Source organism: Streptomyces sp. NPDC088746 (assembly GCF_044751065.1).
In the GTDB taxonomy this organism is placed as follows: domain Bacteria; phylum Actinomycetota; class Actinomycetes; order Streptomycetales; family Streptomycetaceae; genus Streptomyces.
The window spans coordinates 422501-447025 of sequence record NZ_JBIVLA010000002.1; the positions used below are offsets into that span (position 1 = coordinate 422501).

At 69.3% G+C, this 24525-nt stretch carries 26 protein-coding genes and 4 tRNA genes; 22 read left to right on the forward strand and 8 right to left on the reverse strand.

What is annotated here, in order from left to right; translation table 11 throughout:
• The first annotated feature begins 147 nt into the window (after positions 1 to 147).
• From htpX to ACIP63_RS09365, 3 genes are all read left to right on the forward strand, one after another.
• Positions 148 to 1011, forward strand: coding sequence for a zinc metalloprotease HtpX (gene htpX / locus ACIP63_RS09355; RefSeq protein ID WP_099173877.1), 864 nt, complete (start codon positions 148 to 150; stop codon positions 1009 to 1011).
• Entirely contained in the window at positions 1008 to 1400 is a 393-nt protein-coding gene (locus ACIP63_RS09360; protein ID WP_401512968.1) for a YccF domain-containing protein, read from the forward strand. Before htpX ends, ACIP63_RS09360 begins: the two co-directional genes overlap by 4 nt.
• Before the next feature lie 78 nt (positions 1401 to 1478).
• Complete coding sequence (locus ACIP63_RS09365) at positions 1479 to 1751, forward strand: GlsB/YeaQ/YmgE family stress response membrane protein (RefSeq protein WP_104788223.1); 273 nt, start codon at positions 1479 to 1481, stop codon at positions 1749 to 1751.
• A gap of 102 nt (positions 1752 to 1853) precedes the next feature.
• On the opposite strand, the gene ACIP63_RS09370 is transcribed toward ACIP63_RS09365, so the two are convergent.
• Positions 1854 to 2342, reverse strand: coding sequence for a YajQ family cyclic di-GMP-binding protein (locus tag ACIP63_RS09370; protein ID WP_014154639.1), 489 nt, complete (start codon positions 2340 to 2342; stop codon positions 1854 to 1856).
• A 162-nt stretch (positions 2343 to 2504) separates the two neighbouring features.
• Here ACIP63_RS09370 and ACIP63_RS09375 point away from each other — a divergent pair.
• Positions 2505 to 2586, forward strand: a tRNA-Tyr gene (locus ACIP63_RS09375).
• 142 nt (positions 2587 to 2728) lie between these two features.
• The gene (locus tag ACIP63_RS09380; protein ID WP_401512971.1) at positions 2729 to 3025 is read left to right on the forward strand and encodes a hypothetical protein; all 297 of its coding nucleotides are present in this window, start codon (positions 2729 to 2731) and stop codon (positions 3023 to 3025) included.
• Between the two features lie 31 nt (positions 3026 to 3056).
• On the opposite strand, the gene ACIP63_RS09385 is transcribed toward ACIP63_RS09380, so the two are convergent.
• The 4 genes from ACIP63_RS09385 to ACIP63_RS09400 all read right to left on the reverse strand — a co-directional run bounded on the left by ACIP63_RS09385 (position 3057) and on the right by ACIP63_RS09400 (position 7052).
• Positions 3057 to 4253 (reverse strand): MFS transporter, encoded by a 1197-nt coding sequence (locus ACIP63_RS09385; protein WP_401512973.1) that lies wholly within the window; start codon positions 4251 to 4253, stop codon positions 3057 to 3059.
• Positions 4254 to 4375: 122 nt separating this feature from the next.
• Positions 4376 to 5038: a DedA family protein gene (locus ACIP63_RS09390; RefSeq protein ID WP_401512976.1), complete on the reverse strand. Its 663-nt coding sequence runs from the start codon at positions 5036 to 5038 to the stop codon at positions 4376 to 4378.
• 99 nt (positions 5039 to 5137) lie between these two features.
• Entirely contained in the window at positions 5138 to 5794 is a 657-nt protein-coding gene (locus tag ACIP63_RS09395; protein ID WP_401512979.1) for an SDR family oxidoreductase, read from the reverse strand.
• 34 nt (positions 5795 to 5828) lie between these two features.
• On the reverse strand, positions 5829 to 7052 hold the full coding sequence (locus ACIP63_RS09400; RefSeq protein ID WP_401512981.1) for an amidohydrolase family protein: 1224 nt from the start codon (positions 7050 to 7052) through the stop codon (positions 5829 to 5831).
• Between the two features lie 306 nt (positions 7053 to 7358).
• Between ACIP63_RS09400 and ACIP63_RS09405 the strand changes: the two genes are divergently transcribed.
• From ACIP63_RS09405 to ACIP63_RS09440, 8 genes are all read left to right on the forward strand, one after another.
• Positions 7359 to 7431: transfer RNA gene (locus tag ACIP63_RS09405), tRNA-Thr, on the forward strand.
• Positions 7432 to 7476: 45 nt separating this feature from the next.
• Positions 7477 to 7549: transfer RNA gene (locus ACIP63_RS09410), tRNA-Met, on the forward strand.
• Positions 7550 to 7638: 89 nt separating this feature from the next.
• On the forward strand, positions 7639 to 7803 hold the full coding sequence (gene rpmG / locus ACIP63_RS09415; protein WP_003956487.1) for a 50S ribosomal protein L33: 165 nt from the start codon (positions 7639 to 7641) through the stop codon (positions 7801 to 7803).
• Positions 7804 to 7913: 110 nt separating this feature from the next.
• Positions 7914 to 8366, forward strand: a complete 453-nt coding sequence (locus ACIP63_RS09420) for a MaoC family dehydratase N-terminal domain-containing protein (protein WP_401512984.1) — start codon at positions 7914 to 7916, stop codon at positions 8364 to 8366.
• Positions 8366 to 8794 (forward strand): MaoC family dehydratase, encoded by a 429-nt coding sequence (locus ACIP63_RS09425; RefSeq protein ID WP_401512987.1) that lies wholly within the window; start codon positions 8366 to 8368, stop codon positions 8792 to 8794. Before ACIP63_RS09420 ends, ACIP63_RS09425 begins: the two co-directional genes overlap by 1 nt.
• A 117-nt stretch (positions 8795 to 8911) precedes the next feature.
• A complete protein-coding gene (locus ACIP63_RS09430) occupies positions 8912 to 9457 on the forward strand; it encodes a TetR/AcrR family transcriptional regulator (protein WP_401512988.1) in 546 nt (181 codons plus the stop codon).
• 131 nt (positions 9458 to 9588) lie between these two features.
• Entirely contained in the window at positions 9589 to 11019 is a 1431-nt protein-coding gene (locus tag ACIP63_RS09435; protein ID WP_401512990.1) for an MFS transporter, read from the forward strand.
• Between the two features lie 64 nt (positions 11020 to 11083).
• On the forward strand, positions 11084 to 12139 hold the full coding sequence (locus ACIP63_RS09440; protein ID WP_401512993.1) for a UDP-N-acetylmuramate dehydrogenase: 1056 nt from the start codon (positions 11084 to 11086) through the stop codon (positions 12137 to 12139).
• Between the two features lie 57 nt (positions 12140 to 12196).
• On the opposite strand, the gene ACIP63_RS09445 is transcribed toward ACIP63_RS09440, so the two are convergent.
• Positions 12197 to 12859: an NAD(P)-dependent oxidoreductase gene (locus tag ACIP63_RS09445; RefSeq protein ID WP_401512996.1), complete on the reverse strand. Its 663-nt coding sequence runs from the start codon at positions 12857 to 12859 to the stop codon at positions 12197 to 12199.
• A gap of 87 nt (positions 12860 to 12946) precedes the next feature.
• On the opposite strand from ACIP63_RS09445, the gene ACIP63_RS09450 reads away from it, so the two are divergent.
• Positions 12947 to 13528 carry a TetR/AcrR family transcriptional regulator gene (locus ACIP63_RS09450; protein ID WP_401512997.1) on the forward strand — a complete coding sequence of 194 codons (582 nt, stop codon included), beginning with the start codon at positions 12947 to 12949 and terminating at the stop codon, positions 13526 to 13528.
• On the opposite strand, the gene ACIP63_RS09455 is transcribed toward ACIP63_RS09450, so the two are convergent.
• Together ACIP63_RS09455 and ACIP63_RS09460 are read right to left on the reverse strand one after the other, a co-directional pair.
• Positions 13521 to 14534: an adenosine deaminase gene (locus tag ACIP63_RS09455; protein ID WP_401513000.1), complete on the reverse strand. Its 1014-nt coding sequence runs from the start codon at positions 14532 to 14534 to the stop codon at positions 13521 to 13523. The two genes, ACIP63_RS09450 and ACIP63_RS09455, sit on opposite strands and share 8 nt — an antisense overlap.
• Before the next feature lie 123 nt (positions 14535 to 14657).
• The gene (locus ACIP63_RS09460) at positions 14658 to 15884 is read right to left on the reverse strand and encodes a pyridoxal phosphate-dependent aminotransferase (protein ID WP_401513001.1); all 1227 of its coding nucleotides are present in this window, start codon (positions 15882 to 15884) and stop codon (positions 14658 to 14660) included.
• Between the two features lie 214 nt (positions 15885 to 16098).
• Between ACIP63_RS09460 and ACIP63_RS09465 the strand changes: the two genes are divergently transcribed.
• The 8 genes from ACIP63_RS09465 to rpoB all read left to right on the forward strand — a co-directional run bounded on the left by ACIP63_RS09465 (position 16099) and on the right by rpoB (position 24494).
• Positions 16099 to 16171, forward strand: a tRNA-Trp gene (locus tag ACIP63_RS09465).
• A gap of 106 nt (positions 16172 to 16277) precedes the next feature.
• Positions 16278 to 16565, forward strand: coding sequence for a preprotein translocase subunit SecE (gene secE, locus ACIP63_RS09470; protein WP_031096325.1), 288 nt, complete (start codon positions 16278 to 16280; stop codon positions 16563 to 16565).
• Between the two features lie 74 nt (positions 16566 to 16639).
• Positions 16640 to 17551 (forward strand): transcription termination/antitermination protein NusG, encoded by a 912-nt coding sequence (nusG, locus tag ACIP63_RS09475; protein WP_401513004.1) that lies wholly within the window; start codon positions 16640 to 16642, stop codon positions 17549 to 17551.
• 178 nt (positions 17552 to 17729) lie between these two features.
• The gene (gene rplK, locus ACIP63_RS09480) at positions 17730 to 18164 is read left to right on the forward strand and encodes a 50S ribosomal protein L11 (RefSeq protein ID WP_010058817.1); all 435 of its coding nucleotides are present in this window, start codon (positions 17730 to 17732) and stop codon (positions 18162 to 18164) included.
• Between the two features lie 82 nt (positions 18165 to 18246).
• Entirely contained in the window at positions 18247 to 18969 is a 723-nt protein-coding gene (gene rplA / locus ACIP63_RS09485) for a 50S ribosomal protein L1 (protein ID WP_014154604.1), read from the forward strand.
• A gap of 395 nt (positions 18970 to 19364) precedes the next feature.
• On the forward strand, positions 19365 to 19928 hold the full coding sequence (gene rplJ, locus ACIP63_RS09490; RefSeq protein ID WP_103517761.1) for a 50S ribosomal protein L10: 564 nt from the start codon (positions 19365 to 19367) through the stop codon (positions 19926 to 19928).
• Positions 19929 to 20014: 86 nt separating this feature from the next.
• Positions 20015 to 20398 carry a 50S ribosomal protein L7/L12 gene (gene rplL / locus ACIP63_RS09495; protein WP_361586269.1) on the forward strand — a complete coding sequence of 128 codons (384 nt, stop codon included), beginning with the start codon at positions 20015 to 20017 and terminating at the stop codon, positions 20396 to 20398.
• Between the two features lie 610 nt (positions 20399 to 21008).
• A complete protein-coding gene (rpoB, locus tag ACIP63_RS09500) occupies positions 21009 to 24494 on the forward strand; it encodes a DNA-directed RNA polymerase subunit beta (protein ID WP_401513009.1) in 3486 nt (1161 codons plus the stop codon).
• Positions 24495 to 24525: the final 31 nt, after the last annotated feature.

Here is a 24525-nt window from a genome sequence, read left to right on the forward strand (position 1 = left end):
ATCCGCCCCTTCTGCCTGTGCCCCCGGCCACCTCGCACAAGGGAACTAGCTTCCGTCGCCTCGCGTTGACCTGTACGGGAGGCTCCACTGGAGAGTGGAGCACCACCGAGCAAGGGTTCCCCTGCTGCACCACTTGGAGGGCGTACCGTGCACCGCCGGCACAACGGGCTGAAAACCGCTGTACTCCTCGGGGGCCTCTCGGCCCTCATCATCGTCATCGGCAGTTTCTTCGGCCGGACCGGTCTGATCGTGGCCCTCCTGGTCGCGCTCGCCACCAACGCCTACGCGTACTGGAACAGCGACAAGCTCGCCCTGCGCGCCATGCGGGCACGCCCGGTCAGTGAATTCGAGGCGCCGCAGCTCTACCGCACCGTCCGCGAGCTCTCGACGGCGGCCCGCCAGCCCATGCCCCGGCTCTACATCTCCCCGACCCAGGCACCCAACGCCTTCGCCACCGGGCGCAACCCGCGCAACGCCGCCGTGTGCTGCACCGAGGGGATCCTCCAGATCCTCGACGAGCGCGAGCTGCGCGGGGTCCTCGGCCACGAGCTGAGCCATGTCTACAACCGCGACATCCTCATCTCGTCGGTCGCGGGCGCCCTCGCCTCGGTGGTCATGTTCCTGGTCAACTTCGCGTGGCTCATCCCCGTCGGCCGGTCCGACGACGACGACGGCCCCGGCCTCCTGGGGATGCTCCTGATCATGATCCTCGGCCCGCTGGCCGCCTCCGTGATCCAGCTCGCCGTGAGCCGTTCCCGGGAGTACCAGGCCGACGCGTCCGGGGCCCAGCTCACGGGGGACCCGCTCGCCCTGGCGTCCGCCCTGCGCAAGCTCGACGCCGGGACCAAACAGCTTCCGCTCCCACCCGAACCACGGATCGAGACCGCGAGTCACATGATGATCGCGAACCCGTTCCGGCCCGGCCAGGGCATGTCCAAGATGTTCTCCACCCACCCGCCCATGGCCGAACGCATCGCCCGACTCGAGCAGATGGCAGGGTACCGACCATGAACGCAATCCTGAACGTCATCTGGCTGGTCCTGTGCGGACTGTGGATGTTCTTCGGCTACCTCGCCGCAGGGCTCCTTCTCTGCATCACGATCATCGGCATCCCCTTCGGCGTGGCCGCGTTCCGTATCGGCGTCTACGCCCTCTGGCCCTTCGGCCGCACCGTCGTCGACCGTCACGACGCGGGCGGCGGCTCCCTCATCGGCAACGTCCTCTGGGTGATCCTGGCCGGCTGGTGGCTCGCCCTCGGCCACATCTTCACGGGCATCGCCCTGTGCGTCACGATCATCGGCATCCCCCTGGGCATCGCGAACTTCAAGCTCATCCCGGTCTCGCTGATGCCCTTCGGCAAGGAGATCGTCCCCACGGACCAGCCGTTCGCGACCCGCTAGACAGACGGCCCGGGCAACCGCACCCGCCCCCGCAGGCGTCCTGGCTTGCAGGAACAAGTGACGGGTAGGTACGCGAACATGAGCATCATCAGCTGGATCATCCTCGGGCTGCTGGCCGGAGCAATAGCCAAGTTTCTTCTGCCGGGCCGCGACCCCGGGGGCATCATCGGCACGACCGTCATCGGCATCGTGGGCGCCTTCCTCGGGGGCTGGCTGTCGTCGCGTTTCCTCGACCGCCCCATCAGCACGGACTTCTACGACACGGCCACCTGGGTGGCGGCCATCGCCGGATCGCTCGTCCTGCTGATCGCCTACCGCCTGCTCTTCGGCAACTCCCGCGACCGCCGCTGACCCGGCGCCCGCCCAGCCCCTTCGGACACGGCTACGGGGCGGGCCGTGCCGACCGGCACGCCCCGCCCCGCCCACGCCCCGCTGCACACGGCAGCGGACCGTCTACCGGTAGTTGGCGAACTGCACCGCGAAGTCGAGGTCCTTGCCCTTGATCAGCGCCTGCACCGCCTGCAGGTCGTCCCGGCTCTTGGAGCTGACCCGCAGCTCCTCGCCCTGGACCTGCGCCTTGACGCCCTTCGGGCCCTCATCGCGAATGATCTTCGCCACCTTCTTGGCGTTCTCCTGGGAGATGCCCTCCTCGATCGTGGCGAAGATCTTGTACTCCTTGCCGGAAAGCTGCGGCTCACCCGCGTCCAGCGACTTCAACGAGATCCCGCGCTTGATCAGCTTGGACTGGAAGATGTCGAGGATCGCCTTGACCCGCTCCTCGCCGTTCGCCTCCATCAGGATCTTCTCGCCGGACCAGGAGATCGACGCGCCCGTCCCCTTGAAGTCGTAGCGCTGGGAGATCTCCTTGGCGGCCTGGTTGAGGGCGTTGTCGACCTCCTGCCGCTCGACCTTCGAGACGATGTCGAAACTGGAGTCGGCCATGACGTGTGGCTCCTTGCGTCGTATGCGTTGGGGTACGGCACAAAGCCTAGCCACCCGGGCGCGTCCGGTGCTGATCAATCAGGTGGCGTAGCACCCCTGGGCATCAGGTATCGTTTACGACGTCGCCGAGGAACCCCAACCGGGATCCGACGCGTCGTTCAAGGCGGTGTGCCCGAGTGGCCAAAGGGAGCAGACTGTAAATCTGCCGGCTCAGCCTACCCAGGTTCGAACCCTGGCGCCGCCACAGGACGAGAAACCCCGTCCGACCTGATTGAACACCAGGTCGGGCGGGGTTTCTGCATGTGTGCCCATGGGCCGGTGAACCGCCTGCGCCGGCCCCGCGTCCTCCCTGCTGACTGCCACGCGAGCCAGAGGGAGTACCGGCCTTGACCGACAAGGACGTCCAGCAGACCGACGAGCGGGCTTACGGCCCGGGGCCCTGGTGGGCGGACCTCGGAACGTGGGGCGCTGTCGGGCTGATCGCCTTCGGCGGTCTCGGCGCGGCGTGGGTCTTCTTCCGGCTGCCCGGCACCCCCGAGGAACTGGGGGCCGGCTACTACCAAGCCGCCAAGGTCGTCGCCATCGGGCTCGTGCTCGTGGGAAGCACCCTGGTGGGTCGGCGTCGTGCCCAGGGCGGGGGCGCAGCCACCGAGGGGGCGACGGACAAGGCGGAGAGCCGCTGACTCCACCGGAGGGGCGGGGCAGGAGCGGAGCTCACTGTCTCCGCCCCGCGGGCCGCCGCAGGAGGTAGAGGCCGGCGCAGGTGACCAGGACCGCCATGCACGCGATGAAGACCAGCCCCGCGTCCTGGAGCCCGATGTGGTCCGAGAGGATGCCCACGCCGATCACCGGCAGCGAGATGCCCGCGTACGCCACCACGAACAGCGTCGAGATCACCGCCGCCCGGCTGCCGGCGGGCGAGGCCGCCGCCACCTGGGACAGGGCCGCCCGGAACGCCAGCCCCTGGCCCGCGCCGCCGAGGAGCGCGCTCAGCACGATCAGGGGCAGCAGCTGCCACCAGAGCGCGGCCGCGAGCAGCGCCAGTCCGCCCAGGAGGCCGGCGCAGCCCAGCGACAGGGACCGCTGCTCCCCGATCCTGCCGACCGCCGACTGACCCGCGACCGAGGCGAAGAAGGCCAGCGCGACGATCAGACCGCTCATGGCGTGGTTGTCCACGTCCAGGAACTCGGAGAGGAACGCGGGGCTGACCGAGGTGAACACCCCGAACAGGGCGAACCCCACGAAGGAGGCGAGCGCCGCGGGCCTGAAGACCTTCCGGACCTCGGGCGGCAGCCCCGGGCGCTGCGGGCGGACGGTGCTCAGGGGGCGCCGCTCGCCCACGGTCTCCTTCAGGCCGAGCAGCAGGACCGCCGAAGTGGCCACCAGCACCAGGTGCACGACGAACGGCAGATGAAGCGGCCAGGGTGCGTACTGCGCGAGGATCCCGGCCAGCAGCGGCCCGCAGCCCAGACCGCCCATGTTGGCGGCCGTCGCCACGAACGAGGCCCTGGGGGAGCCCTTGCCGGGTGCCAGCTCCATGACGTACGCGGTGGCCGCCCCGGTGAACAGCCCGGCCGACAGGCCCGAAAGCAGCCGTCCCGCGAAGAGCCAGCCCAGGGCGGTGGCGCACAGGAAGCAGACGGCGCTCGCCGCCGCGCAGCCCAGGCCCCACAGCAGCACGGGCCGTCTGCCCACCGCGTCGGAGGCGTTTCCGGCGAGCAGCAGCACCCCGATGACACCGAAGGCGTACACGGCGTAGACGACCGTCACCGTCATCTCGGAGAACCCGAGTTCGTCCTGATAGAGGCTGTAGAGCGGGGTCGGCAGCGTCGTCCCCGCCATGCAGACGGCGAACACCGCCCCGCTGACGTAACTGGGGAGCCAGCCTCGGCTGTCCACGCCACCGTTCATGTGCCCGACGGTAGCCCGCGGACGCTTCGGCGACCCGCAACGCCTCGCGAGGCCAGGACTCCAGGTACCTCAGGACCGCACAAGGCTGACGCGGAGGCGCCGCCCTGGGATGCCCGGGTGGTTCATGAACTGCGGCGGTGCTGGGCCCGGCCGGTGGAGCGCAGCCTCCGGACGACGTACGTCGCGACGGCCACGACCACCAGGACCAGTACGGCCTTGGAGGCGAACCCGACGTAGGTCTCCACCGCCTCCCACCGGTCGCCCAGCCAGTAACCGGCCATGACCAGCAGGGAGTTCCAGATCAGGCTGCCGAGCGCGGTCAGCGTGACGAAGACGTGGAGCGGCATCCGCTCCACACCGGCGGGGACGGAGATGAGGCTGCGGAAGACCGGCACCATACGGCCGAAGAAGACCGCCTTGGTGCCGTGCTTCGCGAACCACTCCTCCGTGCGCACCAGATCGGAGGCCTTCACGAGCGGCAGCTTCCCCCAGAGGGTGTGCATCCGTTCACGGCCGAAGGCCGCGCCGATCCAGTAGAGGACGACGGCTCCCACGACCGAGCCGAGCGTGGTCCAGAACAGCGCGGAAGCCAGACTGAGGACACCCTGCCCGGCGGCGAAGCCGGTCAGCGGCAGGATCAGTTCGCTCGGCAGCGGCGGGAACAGGTTCTCCAGCGCGATGGCCAGACCTGCTCCGGGACCGCCCATCGTCTCGACGAGATCCGTGGCCCAGCCCGCGATACCGCCCGAGGGCTCCTGCGGCGAAGCCGAGTACGTGAGATGCATATGAGTCTCCAAGGCGGCGGGTCGTTACCCGGGGCGTGTACCCCCGATCACCCTCCACGTGAGAAACCGCGGCTCGACGGCCGGTATGCGCACCCGCACTCAGTTCCCGGCGACGTCCTTCACCGCGACCGCGACGGGCTTGCTCCCGCTGATCAGCTCCAGCGTCAGTCCCGCCGTCGCGGAGGTGTCCAGCAGCTCCGTCAGCACCGCCGCCACGTCGTCGCGGGGGATCGGGCCGCGGCCCGTCGAGGCGGCGAGCAGGACCTGGCCGGTGCCGGCGTCGTTCGTGAGCATGCCGGGGCGCAGGATCGTCCAGTCCAGGCCGCTCCTGGAACGTACGTACGCGTCCGCCTCGCCCTTGGCCCGCTGGTAGATGTCGAAGACCTCGTCGCCGGTGTGATCCGGGTCGGCGCCCATGGAGGACACCACCACGTAGCGCCGCACCCCCGCCTGTTCCGCCGCGTCCGCGAAGAGCACGGCCGCTCCGCGGTCCACCGTGTCCTTGCGTGCCGAACCGCTGTTCGGGCCGGCGCCGGCCGCGAAGACCGCGGCGTCCGCGCCCCGCAGGACCTCCGCCACCTCCTCGACGGACGCCGATTCGAGGTCGAGGACGACGGGCTCGGCGCCGGCTGCCCTCAGGTCGTCGCTCTGCTCCGGATTCCGGATGACGCCCACCGCTTCGTCACCGCGCGCGGCGAGCAGCCGCTCGAGCCGCAGCGCGATCTGACCATGTCCACCTGCAATGACAATGCGCATGCTTCCGACCGTACGCCGCGGGGAGCGCTCGTGCTCAAGGCCCGCCGCCGGGACCGGAATCGGTGCGTCCCTGGCGGGGGAGGTCGAGGGCCGACGCGGCGGCCCCGGAGTCGCGGTACTCACGTACGGCACTGGTCCGCGCCACCACGTGCCCCCGGTGCACGACGATCCTGCTGTACGCGAGCGAGAGCGCTCCGGCGAGCCCGTCCCCGCGCACGGCGAGCAGCTCGGCGGGAAAGCCGGCCGCGACGCGCACCCCGGGCAGGCCCAGGGCCGCTCTGGCGTCGCCGGAGACGGCGTCGTAGGCGTGTTCGGGCCCGAGCCCCTCCTGCGAGGCCAGCAGGTACGCCGCCTCCAGGGGGTCGCCACGGCCGACGGGGTTGGAGGCGTCCCGCAGGGCTCCGCTGCCCGCGGCCACCCGCACCCCGGCGTCCCGCAGCAGCCGTACGGGCGGGGTGCCGCGGAGCCGGGCCTCGGAACAGCCTCCCTGCGGGAGACAGACCACGGTCACGGCCGCGGCGGCGAGCCGGTCGGCGGCGCGGGCCGCCTCGTCGGCGGGAAGCCGCGAGAGTCCCGCGCAGGGCCCGACGCAGACGCCCGGGCGGAGCCCGCCGGCCATGGCGGTCAGCCGGGCGAGCCGGCCCGGGTCGTCACCGTCCGTGTGCAGGTCGACGGGGAGCCCGTGGGCGGCGGCGAGATCCAGGACGGCTTCGGTGTGACCTGCCGGATCGGGGTCGAGGTCGGGGCAGCCGCCGACCACGCTCGCGCCCATGTCCACGGCGTCACGGAGCACGGCGAGGCCGTCGGCTCCCGCCACCCCGGTGAGGAGCCGGGGCACGGCGACGGCGGTCAGGTCGGTGAGGCCCCGCAGGGAACGGCGGGCCGCCAGTACGCCCTCCAGCAGGCCGAGTTCCCGCACGCCGCCGACGCGCACATGGGCGCGCAGGGCGGTGGCCCCGTGGCTGAGCTGGAGCAGCGCGGCCTCGGTGGCACGGCGCCTGACGTCCTCGGGGCGGTGGGACGGCGAGCCCTCCGCTGTGGCGGTGAGCGCCGTGCCGGGGTGGGCGTGGGGCTCCGCGGGGGCGGGCAGCAGGAGGTATCCGCGCAGGTCCAGGCGGATCCCCGGAGTGGTGAGGCTGCCCGCCGTCCCTACGGCCTCGATGCGCCGCCCGCCGATCCGCACGTCGACAAGCCGCCCGTCCGTGAGCCGTGCCCCGCTGAGGAGGAGCCCGGGCGCCTCGCCGGGACTTTCGGGCATCGCACCGCTCCTGGAAGGCCTGGACGAACCGCAAGATCACGCAGAGTGCGCCGAGCCTAGGCCGGGGCCCGGTGCACTCCGAGGAGGAGCGAATTAGTCGTACGAATGTGGCCTTGTGAGGCAGGTGGTGGGAGCGGCGCCACAGGGGCCCGTGAGTCCGCCCGCGAAGGTGGCGTACGTGCTGATCAAGGGCCTGATCAGGGGGGCGGCCGCCGTTGTCGTCCAGGGGGTGGGAGGGGGTCCGGTGCGGGCCGCGGAAACGGATTTGGGCGATCGGCGACAGAGCGTGTAATGTCTTCCTCGCTCGCCCCAATAGCTCAGTCGGTAGAGCGTCTCCATGGTAAGGAGAAGGTCTGCGGTTCGATTCCGCATTGGGGCTCTGGTGACCGGGTGACCCCGCTTCGGCGGGGAAGCCCGTCATCAAAGCGGTGTAGCTCAGTCGGTAGAGCAAGCGGCTCATAATCGCTGTGTCACCGGTTCAAGTCCGGTCACCGCTACTAACGGTAGCCGATTGTGGGGTCGGTCCTTCGATCGGCTACTCTTTTATGCGTTCATCCGTCCATCCGTCCGTCCAAGGAGCACTCACGTGGCTGCCACCGACGTCCGCCCGAAGATCACGCTGGCCTGCGTGGAGTGCAAGGAGCGGAACTACATCACCAAGAAGAACCGGCGTAACAACCCGGACCGTCTTGAGATGAAGAAGCACTGCCCGCGCTGCAACTCGCACACCGCGCACCGCGAAACGCGCTGAAACAGGCTCGTACACGAGGCCGTCCCCACTGGGGGCGGCCTCGTGTCGTTTGTCTTGACGACTCGGGTGGTCAACGCCCCATCCGACTTTCACCAGGAGGTACCGGGCTCATGGCGCTCGACCAGTCCTTCGTGGGGCGGACCTATCCGCCCACCCCGGCGTACGAGGTCGGCCGGGAGAAGATCCGGGAGTTCGCGGAGGCGGTGGGTGACACCAATCCCGCGTACGTGGATCCGGAGGCCGCCAAGGCCTTGGGGTACCCGGATGTGATCGCCCCGCCGACGTTCGTCTTCTCCATCACCTTCAAGGCCGCGGGCCAGGTGGTGCGGGACCCGCAGCTCGGCCTGGACTACAGCCGTGTGGTGCACGGTGACCAGAAGTTCGCCTACGTGCGTCCCGTGCGGGCGGGGGACCGGCTCACGGTCACCTCGACGATCGAGGCCATCAAGACGATGGCGGGCAACGACATCGTGGACGTCCGCGGTGAGGTGCACGACGAGTCCGGTGAGCACGTGGTGACCGCATGGACCAAGCTGGTGGCGCGCGGCGCCGAGGAGGCGTGATGACGGCGAGCATCGCCTACGAGGCGGTCGAGGTCGGTACGGAGCTGCCGGCGCAGTCGTTCCCGGTGACCCGGGCCACGCTGGTGCAGTACGCGGGCGCCTCCGGTGACTTCAACCCGATCCACTGGAACGAGAAGTTCGCGCGCGAGGTCGGTCTGCCCGACGTGATCGCGCACGGCATGTTCACCATGGCCGAAGCGATCCGGGTCGTCACGGACTGGGCCGGTGACCCGGGCGCGGTCGTGGAGTACGGCGTGCGCTTCACCAAGCCGGTCGTCGTGCCGAACGACGACACCGGGGCGCTGATCGAGGTCAGCGGCAAGGTCGCCGCGAAGCTGGACGACAACACCGTCCGGGTCGACCTGATCGCCATGAGCGACGGCAAGAAGGTGCTGGGCATGTCCCGCGCCGTCGTCCGCCTCGCCTGAGCGGCACAGCCACCGAACGGAGGGGCGCCCACGCGGCGCCCCTCCGCTGTCGGTTTCCGCGCGGACGCCGGTCTTGACAAGTTAGTAAGTGACCAATAACTTACTGCCATGGCAAGGATGAGCGCAGAGGACAGGCGGGAGAGCGTCGTGCGGGCGGCGGTCGCCGAGTTCGCCCGCAGCGGGTACAACGGCACCTCGACGGAGGCGATCGCCAAGCGGGTCGGCGTCTCGCAGCCGTATCTGTTCCGGCTCTTCCCCGGCAAGCAGGCCATCTTCCTCGCCGCGTCCGAGCGGTGCCTCACGGACACCCGGGAGGTGTTCATGAAGGCGGCCGAGGGGCTGGAGGGTGAGGAGCTGTCGCAGGCCCTGGCCCGGGCGTATCAGCGGCTGATCGTGGACGACCCCGACAAGCTGCTGATGCAGATGCAGATGTACGCCGCGGTCGCGGCGGCCGAGACGGCGGGTGATCACGAGTTCGGTGAGCGCCTGCGGCTCGGCTGGGTGGCGATGTGGGACGAGATCCACCTCCTGCTGGGGGCGGACCAGGACGAGACCACGTCGTTCCTGGCCTACGGCATGCTCATCAACACGCTGGCCTCGATGGGCTTTCCGGCCGGTCATCGTGTCTGGTCCGGCTTCCATCTCGCGACCAGGCCCAGCTGACCGGGTGCGCCGCCCGCCGGCGTGCTCGTCGGCGGGGCGGCTCCGTCCGGGGCGCCGAGAGCCCTCGGCAGCCCGCCCGTTCTTCTGACCGCTTAAGTTAGTCATTGATAACTAACCCTTGGGGGGTAGCAGTGAAGCAGCAAGCATCCAGCCGCGGGGGAGCCGTCTGGGCCCTCGTCATCACGAGCGTCGCCGGATTCATGGCGGCACTCGACAACCTCGTCGTCACCACCGCACTGCCGTCCATCCGCGAAAGCCTCGGCGGCCGGCTGGAGGAACTCGAGTGGACGGTGAACGCCTACACCCTCACCTTCGCGGTGCTGCTGATGACGGGCGCCGCACTCGGTGACCGCTTCGGCCGGCGCCGGCTCTTCCTCGCCGGACTCACGGTCTTCACCGCCGCCTCCGCGGCCGCCGCCCTCTCGCCGGGGATCAACGAACTCATCGCCTTCCGGGCCGTCCAGGGCGTGGGGGCCGCGGTCATGATGCCGCTGACCCTCACCCTGCTCACCGCCGCGGTCCCGCCCGCCAGGCGCGGCATGGCGCTCGGATTCTTCGGCGCGGTCACCGGGCTCGCGGTCGCCAGCGGCCCCCTGATCGGCGGGAGCCTCACCGAACACGTCTCCTGGCAGTGGATCTTCTGGCTCAACGTCCCGGTCGGCCTGATCCTGCTGCCCCTGGCGCGACTGCGGCTGGCCGAGTCCTACGCCCCCGAGGCGCGGCTCGACGTGCCCGGCACCGTCCTGGTCAGCGGAGGCCTCTTCGGCATCGTCTACGCACTCGTCAGCAGCACGAGTGACGGCTGGACCGACCCGCGCGTGCTGACCGGGCTGATCGCGGGGACGCTCCTCCTGGGTGTCTTCGTCCGCCACGGGTTCCGCGCGAAGAACCCCGTCCTTCCCATGCGGCTCTTCCGCGACCGGGCGTTCTTCGGGATCAACATGGCGAGCCTGCTGATGTTCCTGGGCATGTTCGGCTCGATCTTCCTGCTCAGCCAGTTCCTCCAGAACGCGCTGGGCTACTCGCCGACCGAGGCGGGCCTGCGGATGCTTCCGTGGACCGGGATGCCGATACTCGTGGCGCCCGTCGCCGGATATCTGGCCGACCGGTTCGGCGGCCGCCCCGTGGTGGTGACCGGCCTCGCCCTCCAGGCGGTGGGTCTCGGCCTCTTCGCGGCGGTCCTGGAACCCGACGTCGCCTACTCGGCCCAGCTGCCCGGCCTGATCGTCGGCGGCATCGGCATGGCCCTGTACTTCGCGCCCGCCGCCAGCCTCGTGATGGCCAGCGTCAGGCCGGGGGAGCAGGGCATCGCCTCCGGGGCCAACAACGCCCTGCGTGAGGTCGGCGGGGCCCTCGGGGTCGCCGTACTGGCCGCGGTCTTCTCCGCCCAGGGCGGATACGGCTCCCCGCAGGCCTTCTCCGACGGGACCGTGCCGGCCGTGTGGATCGGTGCCGGTGTGGTGGCCCTCGCCGCGCTCACGGCCCTGCTCATCCCGCGCCGCGGTCGGGTGACCGGCCCGGCGCCCGAAGCCTCCGAGGAGCGTGTGTCCGTCGCCGCCTGACCTCCCGTTCCCGTCCGTACGGTCCACGGCCCGCTCCAGGGACGTGGACCGTACTCTTGTCCCCGTGCAGGAACTCCACGACGCCCCCCTCGCCCCCCTGACCACCTTCCGGCTCGGCGGCCCGGCCAACCGCCTCCTGACGGCCACCACCGACGCGGAGGTGATCGCCGCCGTACGCGAGGCCGACGACAGCGGCACCCCGCTCCTGGTCGTCGGCGGCGGTTCCAACCTGGTCATCGGCGACAAGGGCTTCGACGGAACGGCCCTGCGCATCGCGACCAAGGGCTTCCAGCTCTCCGGTACGGCGCTCGAACTGGCCGCCGGCGAGGTCTGGACCGACGCCGTGGCCCGTGCGGTCGAGGCGGGGCTGGCCGGGATCGAATGCCTCGCCGGGATTCCCGGGTCCGCCGGGGCGACGCCGATCCAGAACGTCGGCGCCTACGGGCAGGAGGTGTCCTCGGTCATCACCGAGGTCGTCGCCTACGACCGGCACACCCGGGAGACGGTCACCCTCCCCAACGAGGCGTGCGCGTTCTCGTACCGCCACAGCCGCTTCAAGGCCGAGCCCGACCGTTTCGTCGTGCTGCGGGTCCGGTTCGGCCTCGAGGACGCGGGCGGACAGTCGGCGCCCCTCCTCTACCCCGAGACGGCCAGAGCCATGGGCGTCGAACAGGGTGACCGCGTTCCCGCCGCGTCCGCCCGCGAAACCGTCCTCCGGCTGAGGGCGGGCAAGGGGATGGTGCTCGACCCGGAGGACCACGACACCTGGTCGGCCGGGTCCTTCTTCACCAACCCGATCCTCGACGAGGCCGGACACGCGCTCTTCCTCGCCCGCGCCGCCGAACGCCTGGGCACGGACGTCACGCCCCCCGCCTTCCCCACGGGCGACGGGCGGGTGAAGACCTCGGCCGCCTGGCTCATCGACAAGGCCGGCTTCACCAAGGGCTACGGCACCGGCCCCGCACGCATCTCCACCAAGCACACGCTCGCCCTCACCAACCGGGGCGGCGCGACCACCGAGGACCTGCTGGCCCTGGCCCGCGAGGTCGTCGCCGGGGTGCACGAGGCCTTCGGGGTCACGCTCGTCAACGAGCCGGTGACGGTGGGCGTCAGCCTGTAGCCCGGCTCGGGGCCCCGAGCCGGGCTACAGGCTGACGCCCGGACCGGGGCCCCAGGCTCAGTAGGCGACCCCCACGCCCTGCTTCAGGGCGGCCGGCTCGTCGATCAGCGCCAGCATCGCGTGGGCCACATCGGCCCGCGCGATGGACCGGCCGCTGCGCGGGGTGCCGCCCACGACCGTCCGGTACGTCCCCGTCAGCGGGCCGTTCGTCAGCTTCGGCGGCCGCACCGACGTCCAGTCCGTCGCGCTCGCGGCCAGCGCGGCCTCCATGCGCGTCAGATCCGCGTACAGCTCCTTGAGGACCACGCCGAGCACCCCGCGGACCGCCCGGTCCAGCAGCGGGTCGTCCGCCGGCTCCGGGCCGACCGGGGCCGCGCTCACGACCAGCAGCCGCCGCACCCCCTCGGCCTCCATCGCCTCCAGCACCTGCCCGGTGAGCCGCTCCGCGACGTCACCGGCCTTCCGGCCCCGGGCCCCGAGCCCGGAGAGCACGGCATCCCGCCCCGCGACCGCCCCGCGCACCGCCGCCCCGTCGCCCAGCGGCACGACCGCGTGCAGGGCGGCGGCCCCGAGCCCGACCGGGAGCCGGGCGGGCTCGGGGCCGACCGGGAGCCGGGCGGGATCACGGACCACCGCCGTCACCTCGTGCCCCGCCGCCAGCGCCTGCCGCACGACCTCCTGGCCGACCGCCCCCGTCGCCCCGAACACTGTGAGCCTCATCGCGCCGCCCTCCTGAGTGGGTGAGTATTCACTTACCCATAGGGTGAGTGGACGCTCACCCTTTCGTCAAGCCTTGCTGGAGCATTCATGGAGCAGAAGCCGGCCCGCGTCCGCATCGTCGACGCGGCTCATGAACTCATGCTCGCCATCGGTCTCGCGCGGACGACGACGAAGGAGATCGCCAAGGCGGCCGGCTGCTCCGAGGCGGCGCTGTACAAGTACTTCGCGAGCAAGGAAGAGCTCTTCGTGACCGTGCTCGGCGAGCGCATGCCGAGGCTCGGCCCGCTCCTGGGAGGCCTGGAGGCGGGCGAAGGGGACCTGGAACAGAACCTCACCGAGGTCGCCCGGCGGGCCGCGCTCTTCTACGAGCAGACCTTCCCGGTCCTCGCGTCGCTGTACGCCGAGCCCCGGCTCAAGCAGCGTCACGAAGCGGCGATGCGCGAGATGGGCACCGGCCCGCACAGGCCGATCCAGGGCCTCGACGCCTATCTCCGCGCCGAACAGCGGGCGGGCCGCGTCGCTCCCGGGGCGGACACCTACGCGGCGGCCTCGCTCCTGCTCGGCGCCTGCGCCCAGCGAGCCTTCGCCTACGAGACGCTCGCGGCCCCGCAGTCGCTGGACGACTTCGCCGCGTCCCTCGCGCGCACCCTGCTGCGCGGCATCAGCTGACCAGCCACGCGTCGATCCCGTCCAGCAGCTTCTCCCGCACCTCGACGGGCGCCACCGATCCCCGCACGGACTGCCGCGCCAGCTCGGCCAGCTCCTCGTCGGTGAACGCGTGATGACGGCGTACGAGGTCGTACTGCGCGGCCAGCCGGGAACCGAAGAGCAGCGGGTCGTCCGCGCCGAGCGCCATCGGCACCCCGGCCTCGAACAGAGTGCGCAGGGGTACGTCGGCGGGCTTCTCGTAGACGCCGAGCGCCACATTGGACGCGGGGCAGACCTCGCAGGTCACCCCCCGCTCCGCGAGCTTGCGCAGCAGCCTCGGATCCTCGGCCGCCCGCACGCCGTGCCCGACCCGGGCCGCGTCGAGGTCGTCCAGGCAGTCCCGGACGCTGGACGGGCCCGACAGCTCGCCGCCGTGCGGGGCCGCGATCAGTCCGCCCTCGCGGGCGATGGCGAAGGCGCGGTCGAAGTCGCGGGCCATCCCGCGGCGTTCGTCGTTGGAGAGCCCGAAGCCGATGACACCCCGGTCCGCGTAGCGCACGGCGAGCCGGGCCAGCGTCCGGGCGTCCAGCGGATGCTTCATCCGGTTCGCCGCGATCACCACCCGGATCCCGAGCCCGGTCTCGCGGGCCGCACGGTCCACGGCGTCCAGGATGATCTCGATCGCCGGGATGAGCCCTCCGAGCAGCGGAGCGTACGAGGTCGGGTCGACCTGGATCTCCAGCCAACCGGAGCCGTCCGCGACGTCCTCCATGGCGGTCTCGCGCACGAGCCGCTGGATGTCCTCCGGCGAGCGGAGGCAGGACCGGGCGATGTCGTACAGGCGCTGGAAACGGAACCAGCCGCGCTCGTCGGTGGCCCGCAGCTTGGGCGGCTCACCGCCGGTCAGGGCATCGGGCAGATGCACGCCGTACTTGTCCGCGAGTTCGAGCAGGGTCGTGGGCCGCATCGACCCGGTGAAGTGCAGGTGCAGGTGGGCCTTGGGCAACAGCCGTACGTCACGCTCCATCGATCGATCTTGCCGCACCCGAGGGGCGCGGCGGTAGCGGGATGCCCATGTGAGTTACCCGTCGAACAAAAAAGTGGCCCCCGGCCGGAGCCGGGGGCCACACCACTCAGGCGGGTTTCCGCGTCAGTCGCGGGCCTCGCCCAGCAGCTTCTGGAGCCGGGAGATGCCCTCGACGAGGTCGTCGTCGCCCAGCGCGTAGGAGAGCCGCAGGTAACCCGGCGTGCCGAACGCCTCACCGGGCACCACGGCGACCTCGGCCTCGTCCAGGATGAGGGCCGCGAGCTCGACGGAGTCCGCGGGGCGCTTGCCGCGGATCTCCTTGCCGAGCAGCGCCTTCACCGACGGGTACGCGTAGAACGCGCCCTCGGGCTCGGGGCAGAGCACGCCGTCGATCTCGTTGAGCATGCGCACGATCGTCTTGCGCCGGCGGTCGAAGGCGGTCCGCATCTCGGCGACCGCGTCCAGGCTCCCCGTGAGAGCGGCCAGCGCGGCGGCCTGCGCGACGTTGTTGACGTTGGAGGTGGCGTGCGACTGCAGGTTGGTCGCGGCCTTCACGATGTCCTTCGGGCCGATGATCCAGCCCACCCGCCAGCCGGTCATGGCGTACGTCTTGGCGACACCGTTGACCACGATGCACTTGTCACGCAGCTCGGGCACGACCGCGGGGAGCGAGGCGGCGGCCGCGCTCCCGTAGACCAGGTGCTCGTAGATCTCGTCCGTCATCACCCAGAGGCCGTGCTCGACGGCCCAGCGGCCGATCGCCTCGGTCTCGGCCCCGCTGTAGACCGCGCCCGTCGGGTTGGACGGGGAGACGAACAGGACGACCTTCGTGCGCTCGGTGCGCGCTGCTTCGAGCTGCTCGACCGAGACCCGGTAGCCGGTGGTCTCGTCGGCCACGACGTCGACCGGGACACCGCCGGCGAGACGGATGGACTCGGGGTAGGTCGTCCAGTACGGCGCGGGGACGATGACCTCGTCGCCCGGGTCGAGGACCGCGGCGAAGGCCTCGTAGATGGCCTGCTTGCCGCCGTTGGTCACCAGGACCTGGGAGGCGTCGACCTCGTAGCCGGAGTCGCGCAGCGTCTTCGCCACGATGGCGGCCTTGAGCTCGGGGAGCCCGCCCGCCGGGGTGTAGCGGTGGTACTTCGGGTTTCGGCACGCCTCGATCGCGGCGTCCACGATGTAACCGGGGGTCGGGAAGTCGGGCTCGCCGGCGCCGAAGCCGATCACCGGACGCCCGGCGGCCTTGAGGGCCTTGGCCTTGGCGTCGACGGCGAGGGTGGCGGACTCGGAGATCGCACCGATGCGGGCCGAGACCCGGCGCTCGGACGGAGAAGTTGCAGCGCTCATGCCCCCCATGCTCGCAGACCGGAAAACCCCTCGGCACAGGGGTTTCAGGGACCGGACAGGACTCGGACAGCATCCGGACAGGACCGGTCGGTTGTTGTCTGTTCGACGCGGCGCCCCTGAGCACGTACACTCACCTGTCGTTGGCCTTCATCAGCCACACCGTTTTCCCCACCGGCCCACCGGGGAGGATGCGGTAGGTTGGTGGAAACCACAAAGGGTCGTAGCTCAATTGGTAGAGCACTGGTCTCCAAAACCAGCGGTTGGGGGTTCAAGTCCCTCCGGCCCTGCTACACACTCCTTCGCCAGGATGTGTGCGCATGTACGTACTTCAATGCACCGCCGTGCGGCTCCACCGGGCGCGGCACGGCCACGACCCGGAATCAGGTGAGTAGCGTGACGGACGCCGTGGGCTCCATCGACATGCCTGATGCCGAGGACGAAGCCCCCGAGTCGAAGAAGAAGACCCGGAAGGGCGGCAAGCGCGGCAAGAAGGGCCCTCTGGGCCGTCTCGCGCTGTTCTACCGCCAGATCGTCGCCGAGCTCCGCAAGGTCGTATGGCCGACGCGCAGCCAGCTGTCGACGTACACGGCCGTGGTGATCGTGTTCGTGGTCGTCATGATCGGTCTCGTCACCGTGATTGACTTCGGATTTGCGCGGGTCATCAAGTACGTCTTCGGCTGATCCCCGCGGAGGGCGCCTCATCGGCGCCCCTTTCGCATGTTCCACCCATTTGTATCCAGGAAGAAGCAGCCATCGTGTCTGACCCGAACCTGAACGACGACGCCGAGCCCACGGCGAGCGCCGTCGAGTCCGCCGAGGACGAGCTCGACATCGTCGAGGCGGCGGATGCCGTGGCCCCGGACCAGGTCGACGCTGCTGACGCCGCCGCGGGCGAGCCCGCCGAGCAGGATGCCGTGCGTGTCGAGGACGAAGAGGCCGCGGAGTCCGTCGAGGACGACGAGGCCGCGGAGTCCGTCGAGGACGACGAGGCCGCGGACGAGTCCGACGCCGACGAGGAGGCCGTCGAGGAAGCCGAGCCGGCCGCCCCCGTCGACGCCGTCGCCGCCCTGCGCGAAGAGCTCCGCGGACTTCCCGGCGAGTGGTACGTCATCCACACGTACGCCGGTTACGAGAAGCGCGTGAAGGCCAACCTGGAGCAGCGCGCCGTCTCGCTCAACGTCGAGGACTTCATCTACCAGGCCGAGGTGCCCGAGGAAGAGATCGTCCAGATCAAGAACGGTGAGCGGAAGAACGTCCGTCAGAACAAGCTCCCGGGATACGTCCTGGTGCGCATGGACCTGACGAACGAGTCCTGGGGTGTTGTCCGCAACACGCCCGGCGTCACCGGCTTCGTGGGCAACGCCTACGACCCGTACCCGCTGACCCTGGACGAGATCGTCAAGATGCTCGCCCCCGAGGCCGAGGAGAAGGCGGCCCGCGAGGCGGCCGAGGCCGAGGGCAAGCCGGCTCCGGCCCGCAAGGTCGAGGTCCAGGTCCTGGACTTCGAGGTGGGCGACTCGGTCACCGTCACCGACGGCCCGTTCGCGACCCTTCAGGCGACGATCAACGAGATCAACGCCGACTCGAAGAAGGTCAAGGGCCTCGTCGAGATCTTCGGTCGCGAGACCCCGGTCGAGCTCAGCTTCGACCAGATCCAGAAGAACTGACGGCCTTTCGGCCCGTCTCTGGACACATGCCTACCGAGCAGGTCAGACAGGCTTCGCAGCCGGTCTGACCTGCTCGGTTTTTGGTCGCGCAGCTATACCCGTTATCGTTGTGCGGTATGCCTCCATCCGGATGACCGGAATGGCGGCGAAACACTCTCACTAGGACCCGGAGAGAGCAATGCCTCCCAAGAAGAAGAAGGTCACGGGGCTTATCAAGCTCCAGATCAACGCCGGTGCGGCCAACCCGGCGCCGCCGGTCGGTCCCGCACTGGGCCAGCACGGCGTCAACATCATGGAGTTCTGCAAGGCCTACAACGCCGCGACCGAGTCGCAGCGTGGCATGGTCGTGCCGGTGGAGATCACGGTCTACGAGGACCGCTCCTTCACCTTCATCACGAAGACTCCGCCGGCCGCCAAGCTGATCCTCAAGGCCGCGGGTGTGGACAAGGGCTCCGGCGAGCCGCACAAGACCAAGGTCGCCAAGCTCACGGCCGCCCAGGTCCGCGAGATCGCCACGACCAAGCTTCCCGACCTGAACGCCAACGACCTCGACGCCGCGTCGAAGATCATCGCTGGCACCGCCCGTTCCATGGGCATCACGGTCGAAGGCTGAGTCAGCCCCGTAGCCCCACAGTGGTAGGACCAAGCGCTGGTCCGCACCACGACTCCACACTCTGAAAACCACAGGAGTAGATGTGAAGCGCAGCAAGAACCTCCGCGCTGCGGACGCGAAGATCGACCGGGAGCGTACGTACGCCCCGCTCGAGGCCGTCCGTCTCGCCAAGGACACCGCCGCCACCAAGTTCGACGGCACCGTCGAGGTCGCGTTCTGCCTGGGTGTTGACCCTCGCAAGGCCGACCAGATGGTCCGTGGCACCGTGAACCTCCCGCACGGCACCGGCAAGACCGCCCGGGTCCTGGTCTTCGCGACCGGTGACCGTGCTGCGGCCGCGGAAGCCGCGGGCGCCGACATCGTCGGCGCCGACGAGCTCATCGACGAGGTGGCGAAGGGCCGTCTGGACTTCGACGCCGTCGTCGCCACGCCGGACCTCATGGGCAAGGTCGGCCGCCTGGGCCGCGTGCTCGGTCCGCGTGGTCTGATGCCGAACCCGAAGACCGGCACCGTCACCCCGGATGTCGTCAAGGCTGTCAACGACATCAAGGGCGGAAAGATCGAGTTCCGCGTCGACAAGCACTCGAACCTGCACTTCATCATCGGAAAGACCTCTTTCGATGACACGAAGCTGGTCGAGAACTACGGCGCGGCGCTGGAGGAGATCCTCCGTCTGAAGCCGTCCGCCGCGAAGGGTCGCTTCATCAAGAAGGCGACCATGAGCACGACGATGGGTCCCGGCATCCCGCTGGACGCCAACCGCGTGCGCAACCTCCTCGTCGAGGAGGACCCGGCCGCCGTCTGAGCCCCCGTGCTCACCCGGTAGCCGCGTCACGGCATGGGACGGGCCCCGCAGCCTCCTCGGAGACCGCGGGGCCCGTCCTCGTACGTACGGGTGCTCCGTGGGCCGTCCGAGAGGCGTTCAAACCTCTCGCACCGGTCGAACCGGGACGGATTTGCTCCGGACGGCCCCGGTCGCGTACGCTCACCAGGAAGCCAAAGACCGCTGGTCGTCGCCGCGTCCTCGTAAGGGGAAACGGTGACCGAAGGATCCGTCAAGAACGGGCGACCTGCGCAGGTGACTGTGGAAAGCTCCCGGATCCGTCCGGTCGAGCTACGCCCTGGCGCCTGCGCCGGGGCGTTTCGTCTTTCCCGGCCCCTTCTGAGCGGTCCTCATCACCCGGAAGGAGGCCGACGCTCATGGCAAGGCCCGACAAGGCTGCCGCGGTAGCCGAGCTGACGGACCAGTTCCGCAGCTCGAACGCCGCCGTGCTGACCGAGTACCGGGGTCTCACCGTGGCACAGCTCAAGGAGCTGCGCCGTTCGCTCGGTGAGAACGCCCAGTACGCCGTGGTGAAGAACACGCTGACCAAGATTGCGGCCAACGAGGCCGGGATCGACACGCTGGACGACCTGTTCTCGGGTCCGACGGCGGTTGCCTTCGTCACCGGTGACCCGGTGGTGTCGGCGAAGGGTCTTCGTGACTTCGCCAAGGACAACCCCAACCTCATCATCAAGGGCGGTGTCCTTGACGGTAAGGCGCTGTCCGCCGATGAGATCAAGAAGCTCGCGGACCTCGAGTCCCGCGAGGTTCTGCTCGCCAAGCTGGCCGGCGCCATGAAGGGCAAGCAGACTCAGGCTGCGCAGCTCTTCCAGGCTCTGCCGTCGAAGTTCGTCCGCACCGCGGAAGCGCTTCGCGCCAAGAAGGCCGAGCAGGGCGGTGCCGGTACGCCGGCTCCCGCCGATGCCGAGGTGGCGGAGTAACACTCCGCGCCCACGGCTCGCAGCGGGCCCGTACGCCCGCCGACATATACATCCGGCACCTGCCGAATTAGTGGAAGGACGCCATCATGGCGAAGCTCAGCCAGGAAGACCTGCTCGCTCAGTTCGAGGAGCTCACCCTCATCGAGCTCTCCGAGTTCGTTAAGGCGTTCGAGGAGAAGTTCGACGTCACCGCCGCCGCCGCGGTCGCCGTCGCCGGTCCCGCGGGCCCGGGCGCCCCGGCCGAGGCCGAGGCCGAGCAGGACGAGTTCGACGTCATCCTCACGGCTGCCGGCGACAAGAAGATCCAGGTCATCAAGGTCGTGCGTGAGCTGACCTCGCTGGGTCTCAAGGAGGCCAAGGACCTCGTCGACGGCGCCCCGAAGCCCGTCCTCGAGAAGGTCGCCAAGGAGGCCGCCGAGAAGGCTGCCGAGTCCCTCAAGGGCGCCGGCGCCTCCGTCGAGGTCAAGTGACCTTGCGAGTCCTCTGACTCCGTGAGGCAGTCCCTGCCGTAGGCGGGGATGTCACATCGCAAAGGGCGATCACCCATCCGGGTGGTCGCCCTTTGGCGTGCCCCCGGAGGCTGCCTTGATCTTCCGTGCGCGACGAGTAGGGTGATCTTCGCCGTGCGTTCCTCCGGGGGCGCCGTGAGGCGTCAACCGGCGTCCTTCCGGCGCAGGTGAAGATCGCCGGGCGTCCGCCGAACCCCTCGGGGCCTTGACGAACCGCACGCGGCGCGCAATTCTCAGGACGCGTCGTCATCTCGATCCGCATCCGAGGCATGGATCGAGAGCGAAGAGGGCAGTAAAGAAGAGCGCACACCGCGCGAGGGCTATTCATAGGTGTTGAGAACAGCTGTTGAGAGCAACGTGGGTCTCTGAGAACCCCGACTGGACATCAGTGTGCCGCTTGGCTACACTGACCCTTTGCGCTGCCTGTTAGCTGCCTCCTGCCCGTCACCAGGGGCATGCCCACGCCTAGCACCGATGACCGGACATTCCCTGACCTTGGGATTCCTGTCTCTGTGTGCGGCTTGGGGCCGGTACGCGCGTAGTGAGTCCGAGCCCTCGGAAGGACCCCCTCTTGGCCGCCTCGCGCAACGCCTCGACCTCGAATACGAACAACGGTGCCAGCACCGCCCCGCTGCGCATCTCTTTTGCAAAGATCAAGGAGCCCCTCGAGGTTCCGAACCTCCTCGCGCTGCAGACCGAGAGCTTTGACTGGCTCCTCGGCAACGCCGCCTGGAAGGCTCGCGTCGAGGCTGCTCTGGACAGCGGACAAGACGTCCCCACCAAGTCCGGCCTGGAGGAAATCTTCGAGGAGATCTCCCCGATCGAGGACTTCTCCGGGTCGATGTCGCTCACCTTCCGCGACCACCGCTTCGAGCCCCCGAAGAACTCGATCGACGAGTGCAAGGAGCGCGACTTCACGTTCGCCGCGCCGCTCTTCGTCACGGCCGAGTTCACCAACAACGAGACCGGCGAGATCAAGTCCCAGACGGTCTTCATGGGCGACTTCCCGCTCATGACCAACAAGGGCACCTTCGTCATCAACGGCACCGAGCGTGTCGTCGTGTCGCAGCTCGTGCGCTCGCCGGGTGTCTACTTCGACTCCTCCATCGACAAGACGTCCGACAAGGACATCTTCTCCGCCAAGATCATCCCGTCCCGGGGTGCCTGGCTGGAGATGGAGATCGACAAGCGCGACATGGTCGGTGTCCGCATCGACCGCAAGCGCAAGCAGTCCGTCACCGTCCTCCTGAAGGCTCTCGGCTGGACCACCGAGCAGATCCTCGAGGAGTTCGGCGAGTACGAGTCGATGCGCGCCACCCTGGAGAAGGACCACACCCAGGGCCAGGACGACGCGCTGCTCGACATCTACCGCAAGCTGCGTCCGGGCGAGCCGCCCACGCGCGAGGCCGCTCAGACGCTGCTCGAGAACCTCTACTTCAACCCGAAGCGCTACGACCTCGCGAAGGTCGGCCGCTACAAGGTGAACAAGAAGCTCGGCGCCGACGAGCCGCTCGACGCCGGTGTCCTCACCAGCGACGACATCATCGCCACCATCAAGTACCTGGTGAAGCTGCACGCCGGTGAGACCGAGACCGTCGGTGAGTCCGGCCGTTCGATCATGGTCGAGACCGACGACATCGACCACTTCGGCAACCGCCGTATCCGTAACGTCGGTGAGCTGATCCAGAACCAGGTCCGTACGGGTCTCGCCCGTATGGAGCGCGTCGTGCGTGAGCGCATGACCACTCAGGACGTCGAGGCGATCACGCCGCAGACCCTGATCAACATCCGGCCGGTCGTCGCCTCCATCAAGGAGTTCTTCGGCACCAGCCAGCTGTCCCAGTTCATGGACCAGAACAACCCGCTGTCGGGCCTGACGCACAAGCGTCGTCTCAACGCCCTCGGCCCGGGTGGTCTCTCCCGTGAGCGGGCCGGCTTCGAGGTCCGTGACGTCCACCCGTCGCACTACGGCCGCATGTGCCCGATCGAGACGCCCGAAGGCCCGAACATCGGTCTGATCGGCTCGCTGGCCTCCTACGGGCGCATCAACCCGTTCGGCTTCATCGAGACGCCGTACCGCAAGGTCGTCGAGGGCGTCGTCACCGACGACGTCGACTACCTGACGGCCGACGAAGAGGACCGCTTCGTGATCGCCCAGGCGAACGCGACGCTCTCCGAGGACATGCGCTTCACCGAGGCCCGTGTCCTGGTCCGCCGTCGTGGCGGCGAGATCGACTACATCCCCGGTGACGACGTCGACTACATGGACGTCTCGCCGCGCCAGATGGTGTCGGTCGCCACCGCGATGATCCCGTTCCTCGAGCACGACGACGCCAACCGTGCCCTCATGGGCGCGAACATGATGCGTCAGGCCGTCCCGCTCATCAAGAGCGAGGCGCCGCTGGTCGGCACCGGCATGGAGTACCGCTGTGCCACCGACGCCGGTGACGTGCTCAAGGCCGAGAAGGCGGGTGTGGTCCAGGAGGTCTCCGCGGACTACATCACCGTGACGAACGACGACGGCACGTACACCACGTACCGCATCTCGAAGTTCTCGCGCTCCAACCAGGGCACCTCGGTCAACCAGAAGGTCGTCGTCTCCGAGGGCGACCGCGTGATCGAGAGCCAGGTCCTCGCCGACGGGCCGGCCACCGAGAACGGTGAGATGGCGCTCGGCAAGAACCTGCTCGTGGCGTTCATGCCGTGGGAGGGTCACAACTACGAGGACGCGATCATCCTGTCGCAGCGCCTCGTGCAGGACGACGTCCTCTCCTCGATCCACATCGAGGAGCACGAGGTCGACGCCCGTGACACCAAGCTCGGCCCGGAGGAGATCACCCGGGACATCCCGAACGTCTCCGAAGAGGTCCTCGCCGACCTCGACGAGCGCGGCATCATCCGTATCGGTGCCGAGGTCGTCGCCGGCGACATCCTCGTCGGCAAGGTCACGCCCAAGGGTGAGACCGAGCTGACCCCGGAGGAGCGCCTGCTCCGCGCGATCTTCGGTGAGAAGGCGCGCGAGGTGCGCGACACCTCGCTGAAGGTGCCGCACGGTGAGATCGGCAAGGTCATCGGCGTCCGCGTCTTCGACCGCGAAGAGGGCGACGAGCTGCCGCCGGGCGTGAACCAGCTGGTCCGCGTCTACGTCGCGCAGAAGCGCAAGATCACCGATGGTGACAAGCTCGCCGGCCGTCACGGCAACAAGGGCGTCATCTCGAAGATCCTCCCGATCGAGGACATGCCGTTCCTGGAGGACGGCACCCCGGTCGACATCATCCTCAACCCGCTGGGTGTCCCGTCCCGAATGAACCCGGGACAGGTCCTGGAGATCCACCTCGGCTGGCTCGCCAGCCGCGGCTGGGACGTCTCCGGCCTCGGTGACGAGTGGGCCCAGCGCCTGCAGGCCATCGGCGCCGACCAGGTCGCCCCCGGCACCAACGTCGCGACCCCGGTCTTCGACGGTGCCCGCGAGGACGAGATCACCGGCCTCTTCAAGGCCACGATCCCGAACCGCGACGGCGACCGGCTGGTCCAGCCCTCCGGCAAGGCCCAGCTGTTCGACGGCCGCTCCGGCGAGCCGTTCCCGGACCCGGTCTCGGTCGGGTTCATGTACATCCTCAAGCTGCACCACCTGGTCGACGACAAGCTCCACGCGCGTTCGACCGGCCCGTACTCCATGATCACGCAGCAGCCGCTGGGTGGTAAGGCGCAGTTCGGTGGGCAGCGATTCGGTGAGATGGAGGTGTGGGCTCTTGAGGCTTACGGCGCCGCATACGCCCTCCAGGAACTGCTGACGATCAAGTCCGACGACGTGACCGGCCGCGTGAAGGTCTACGAGGCGATCGTCAAGGGCGAGAACATCCCCGAGCCCGGTATCCCCGAGTCCTTCAAGGTGCTCATCAAGGAGATGCAGTCGCTCTGCCTCAACGTGGAGGTGCTGTCCTCGGACGGCATGTCCATCGAGATGCGCGACACGGACGAGGACGTCTTCCGCGCGGCGGAGGAGCTCGGTATCGACCTGTCCCGGCGTGAGCCGAGCAGCGTCGAAGAGGTCTGACGGGTTGTCCGGCCGGATCCTCGTGATCCGG

What these genes read in the sequence shown, in the direction of transcription:
- ACIP63_RS09455 (WP_401513000.1), bottom strand. Translation starts at nt 14,534, where the DNA reads ATGGAGCGTGACGTACGGCTGTTGCCCAAGGCCCACCTGCACCTGCAC.
- ACIP63_RS09420 (WP_401512984.1), top strand. Translation starts at nt 7,914, where the DNA reads ATGGCGCTCGACCAGTCCTTCGTGGGGCGGACCTATCCGCCCACCCCG.
- ACIP63_RS09395 (WP_401512979.1), bottom strand. Translation starts at nt 5,794, where the DNA reads ATGCGCATTGTCATTGCAGGTGGACATGGTCAGATCGCGCTGCGGCTC.
- ACIP63_RS09400 (WP_401512981.1), bottom strand. Translation starts at nt 7,052, where the DNA reads ATGCCCGAAAGTCCCGGCGAGGCGCCCGGGCTCCTCCTCAGCGGGGCA.
- ACIP63_RS09365 (WP_104788223.1), top strand. Translation starts at nt 1,479, where the DNA reads ATGAGCATCATCAGCTGGATCATCCTCGGGCTGCTGGCCGGAGCAATA.
- ACIP63_RS09390 (WP_401512976.1), bottom strand. Translation starts at nt 5,038, where the DNA reads ATGCATCTCACGTACTCGGCTTCGCCGCAGGAGCCCTCGGGCGGTATC.
- ACIP63_RS09445 (WP_401512996.1), bottom strand. Translation starts at nt 12,859, where the DNA reads ATGAGGCTCACAGTGTTCGGGGCGACGGGGGCGGTCGGCCAGGAGGTC.
- ACIP63_RS09430 (WP_401512988.1), top strand. Translation starts at nt 8,912, where the DNA reads ATGAGCGCAGAGGACAGGCGGGAGAGCGTCGTGCGGGCGGCGGTCGCC.
- ACIP63_RS09370 (WP_014154639.1), bottom strand. Translation starts at nt 2,342, where the DNA reads ATGGCCGACTCCAGTTTCGACATCGTCTCGAAGGTCGAGCGGCAGGAG.
- ACIP63_RS09460 (WP_401513001.1), bottom strand. Translation starts at nt 15,884, where the DNA reads ATGAGCGCTGCAACTTCTCCGTCCGAGCGCCGGGTCTCGGCCCGCATC.
- ACIP63_RS09385 (WP_401512973.1), bottom strand. Translation starts at nt 4,253, where the DNA reads ATGAACGGTGGCGTGGACAGCCGAGGCTGGCTCCCCAGTTACGTCAGC.
- rplK (WP_010058817.1), top strand. Translation starts at nt 17,730, where the DNA reads ATGCCTCCCAAGAAGAAGAAGGTCACGGGGCTTATCAAGCTCCAGATC.
- ACIP63_RS09425 (WP_401512987.1), top strand. Translation starts at nt 8,366, where the DNA reads ATGACGGCGAGCATCGCCTACGAGGCGGTCGAGGTCGGTACGGAGCTG.
- ACIP63_RS09360 (WP_401512968.1), top strand. Translation starts at nt 1,008, where the DNA reads ATGAACGCAATCCTGAACGTCATCTGGCTGGTCCTGTGCGGACTGTGG.
- ACIP63_RS09450 (WP_401512997.1), top strand. Translation starts at nt 12,947, where the DNA reads ATGGAGCAGAAGCCGGCCCGCGTCCGCATCGTCGACGCGGCTCATGAA.
- rplL (WP_361586269.1), top strand. Translation starts at nt 20,015, where the DNA reads ATGGCGAAGCTCAGCCAGGAAGACCTGCTCGCTCAGTTCGAGGAGCTC.
- rplJ (WP_103517761.1), top strand. Translation starts at nt 19,365, where the DNA reads ATGGCAAGGCCCGACAAGGCTGCCGCGGTAGCCGAGCTGACGGACCAG.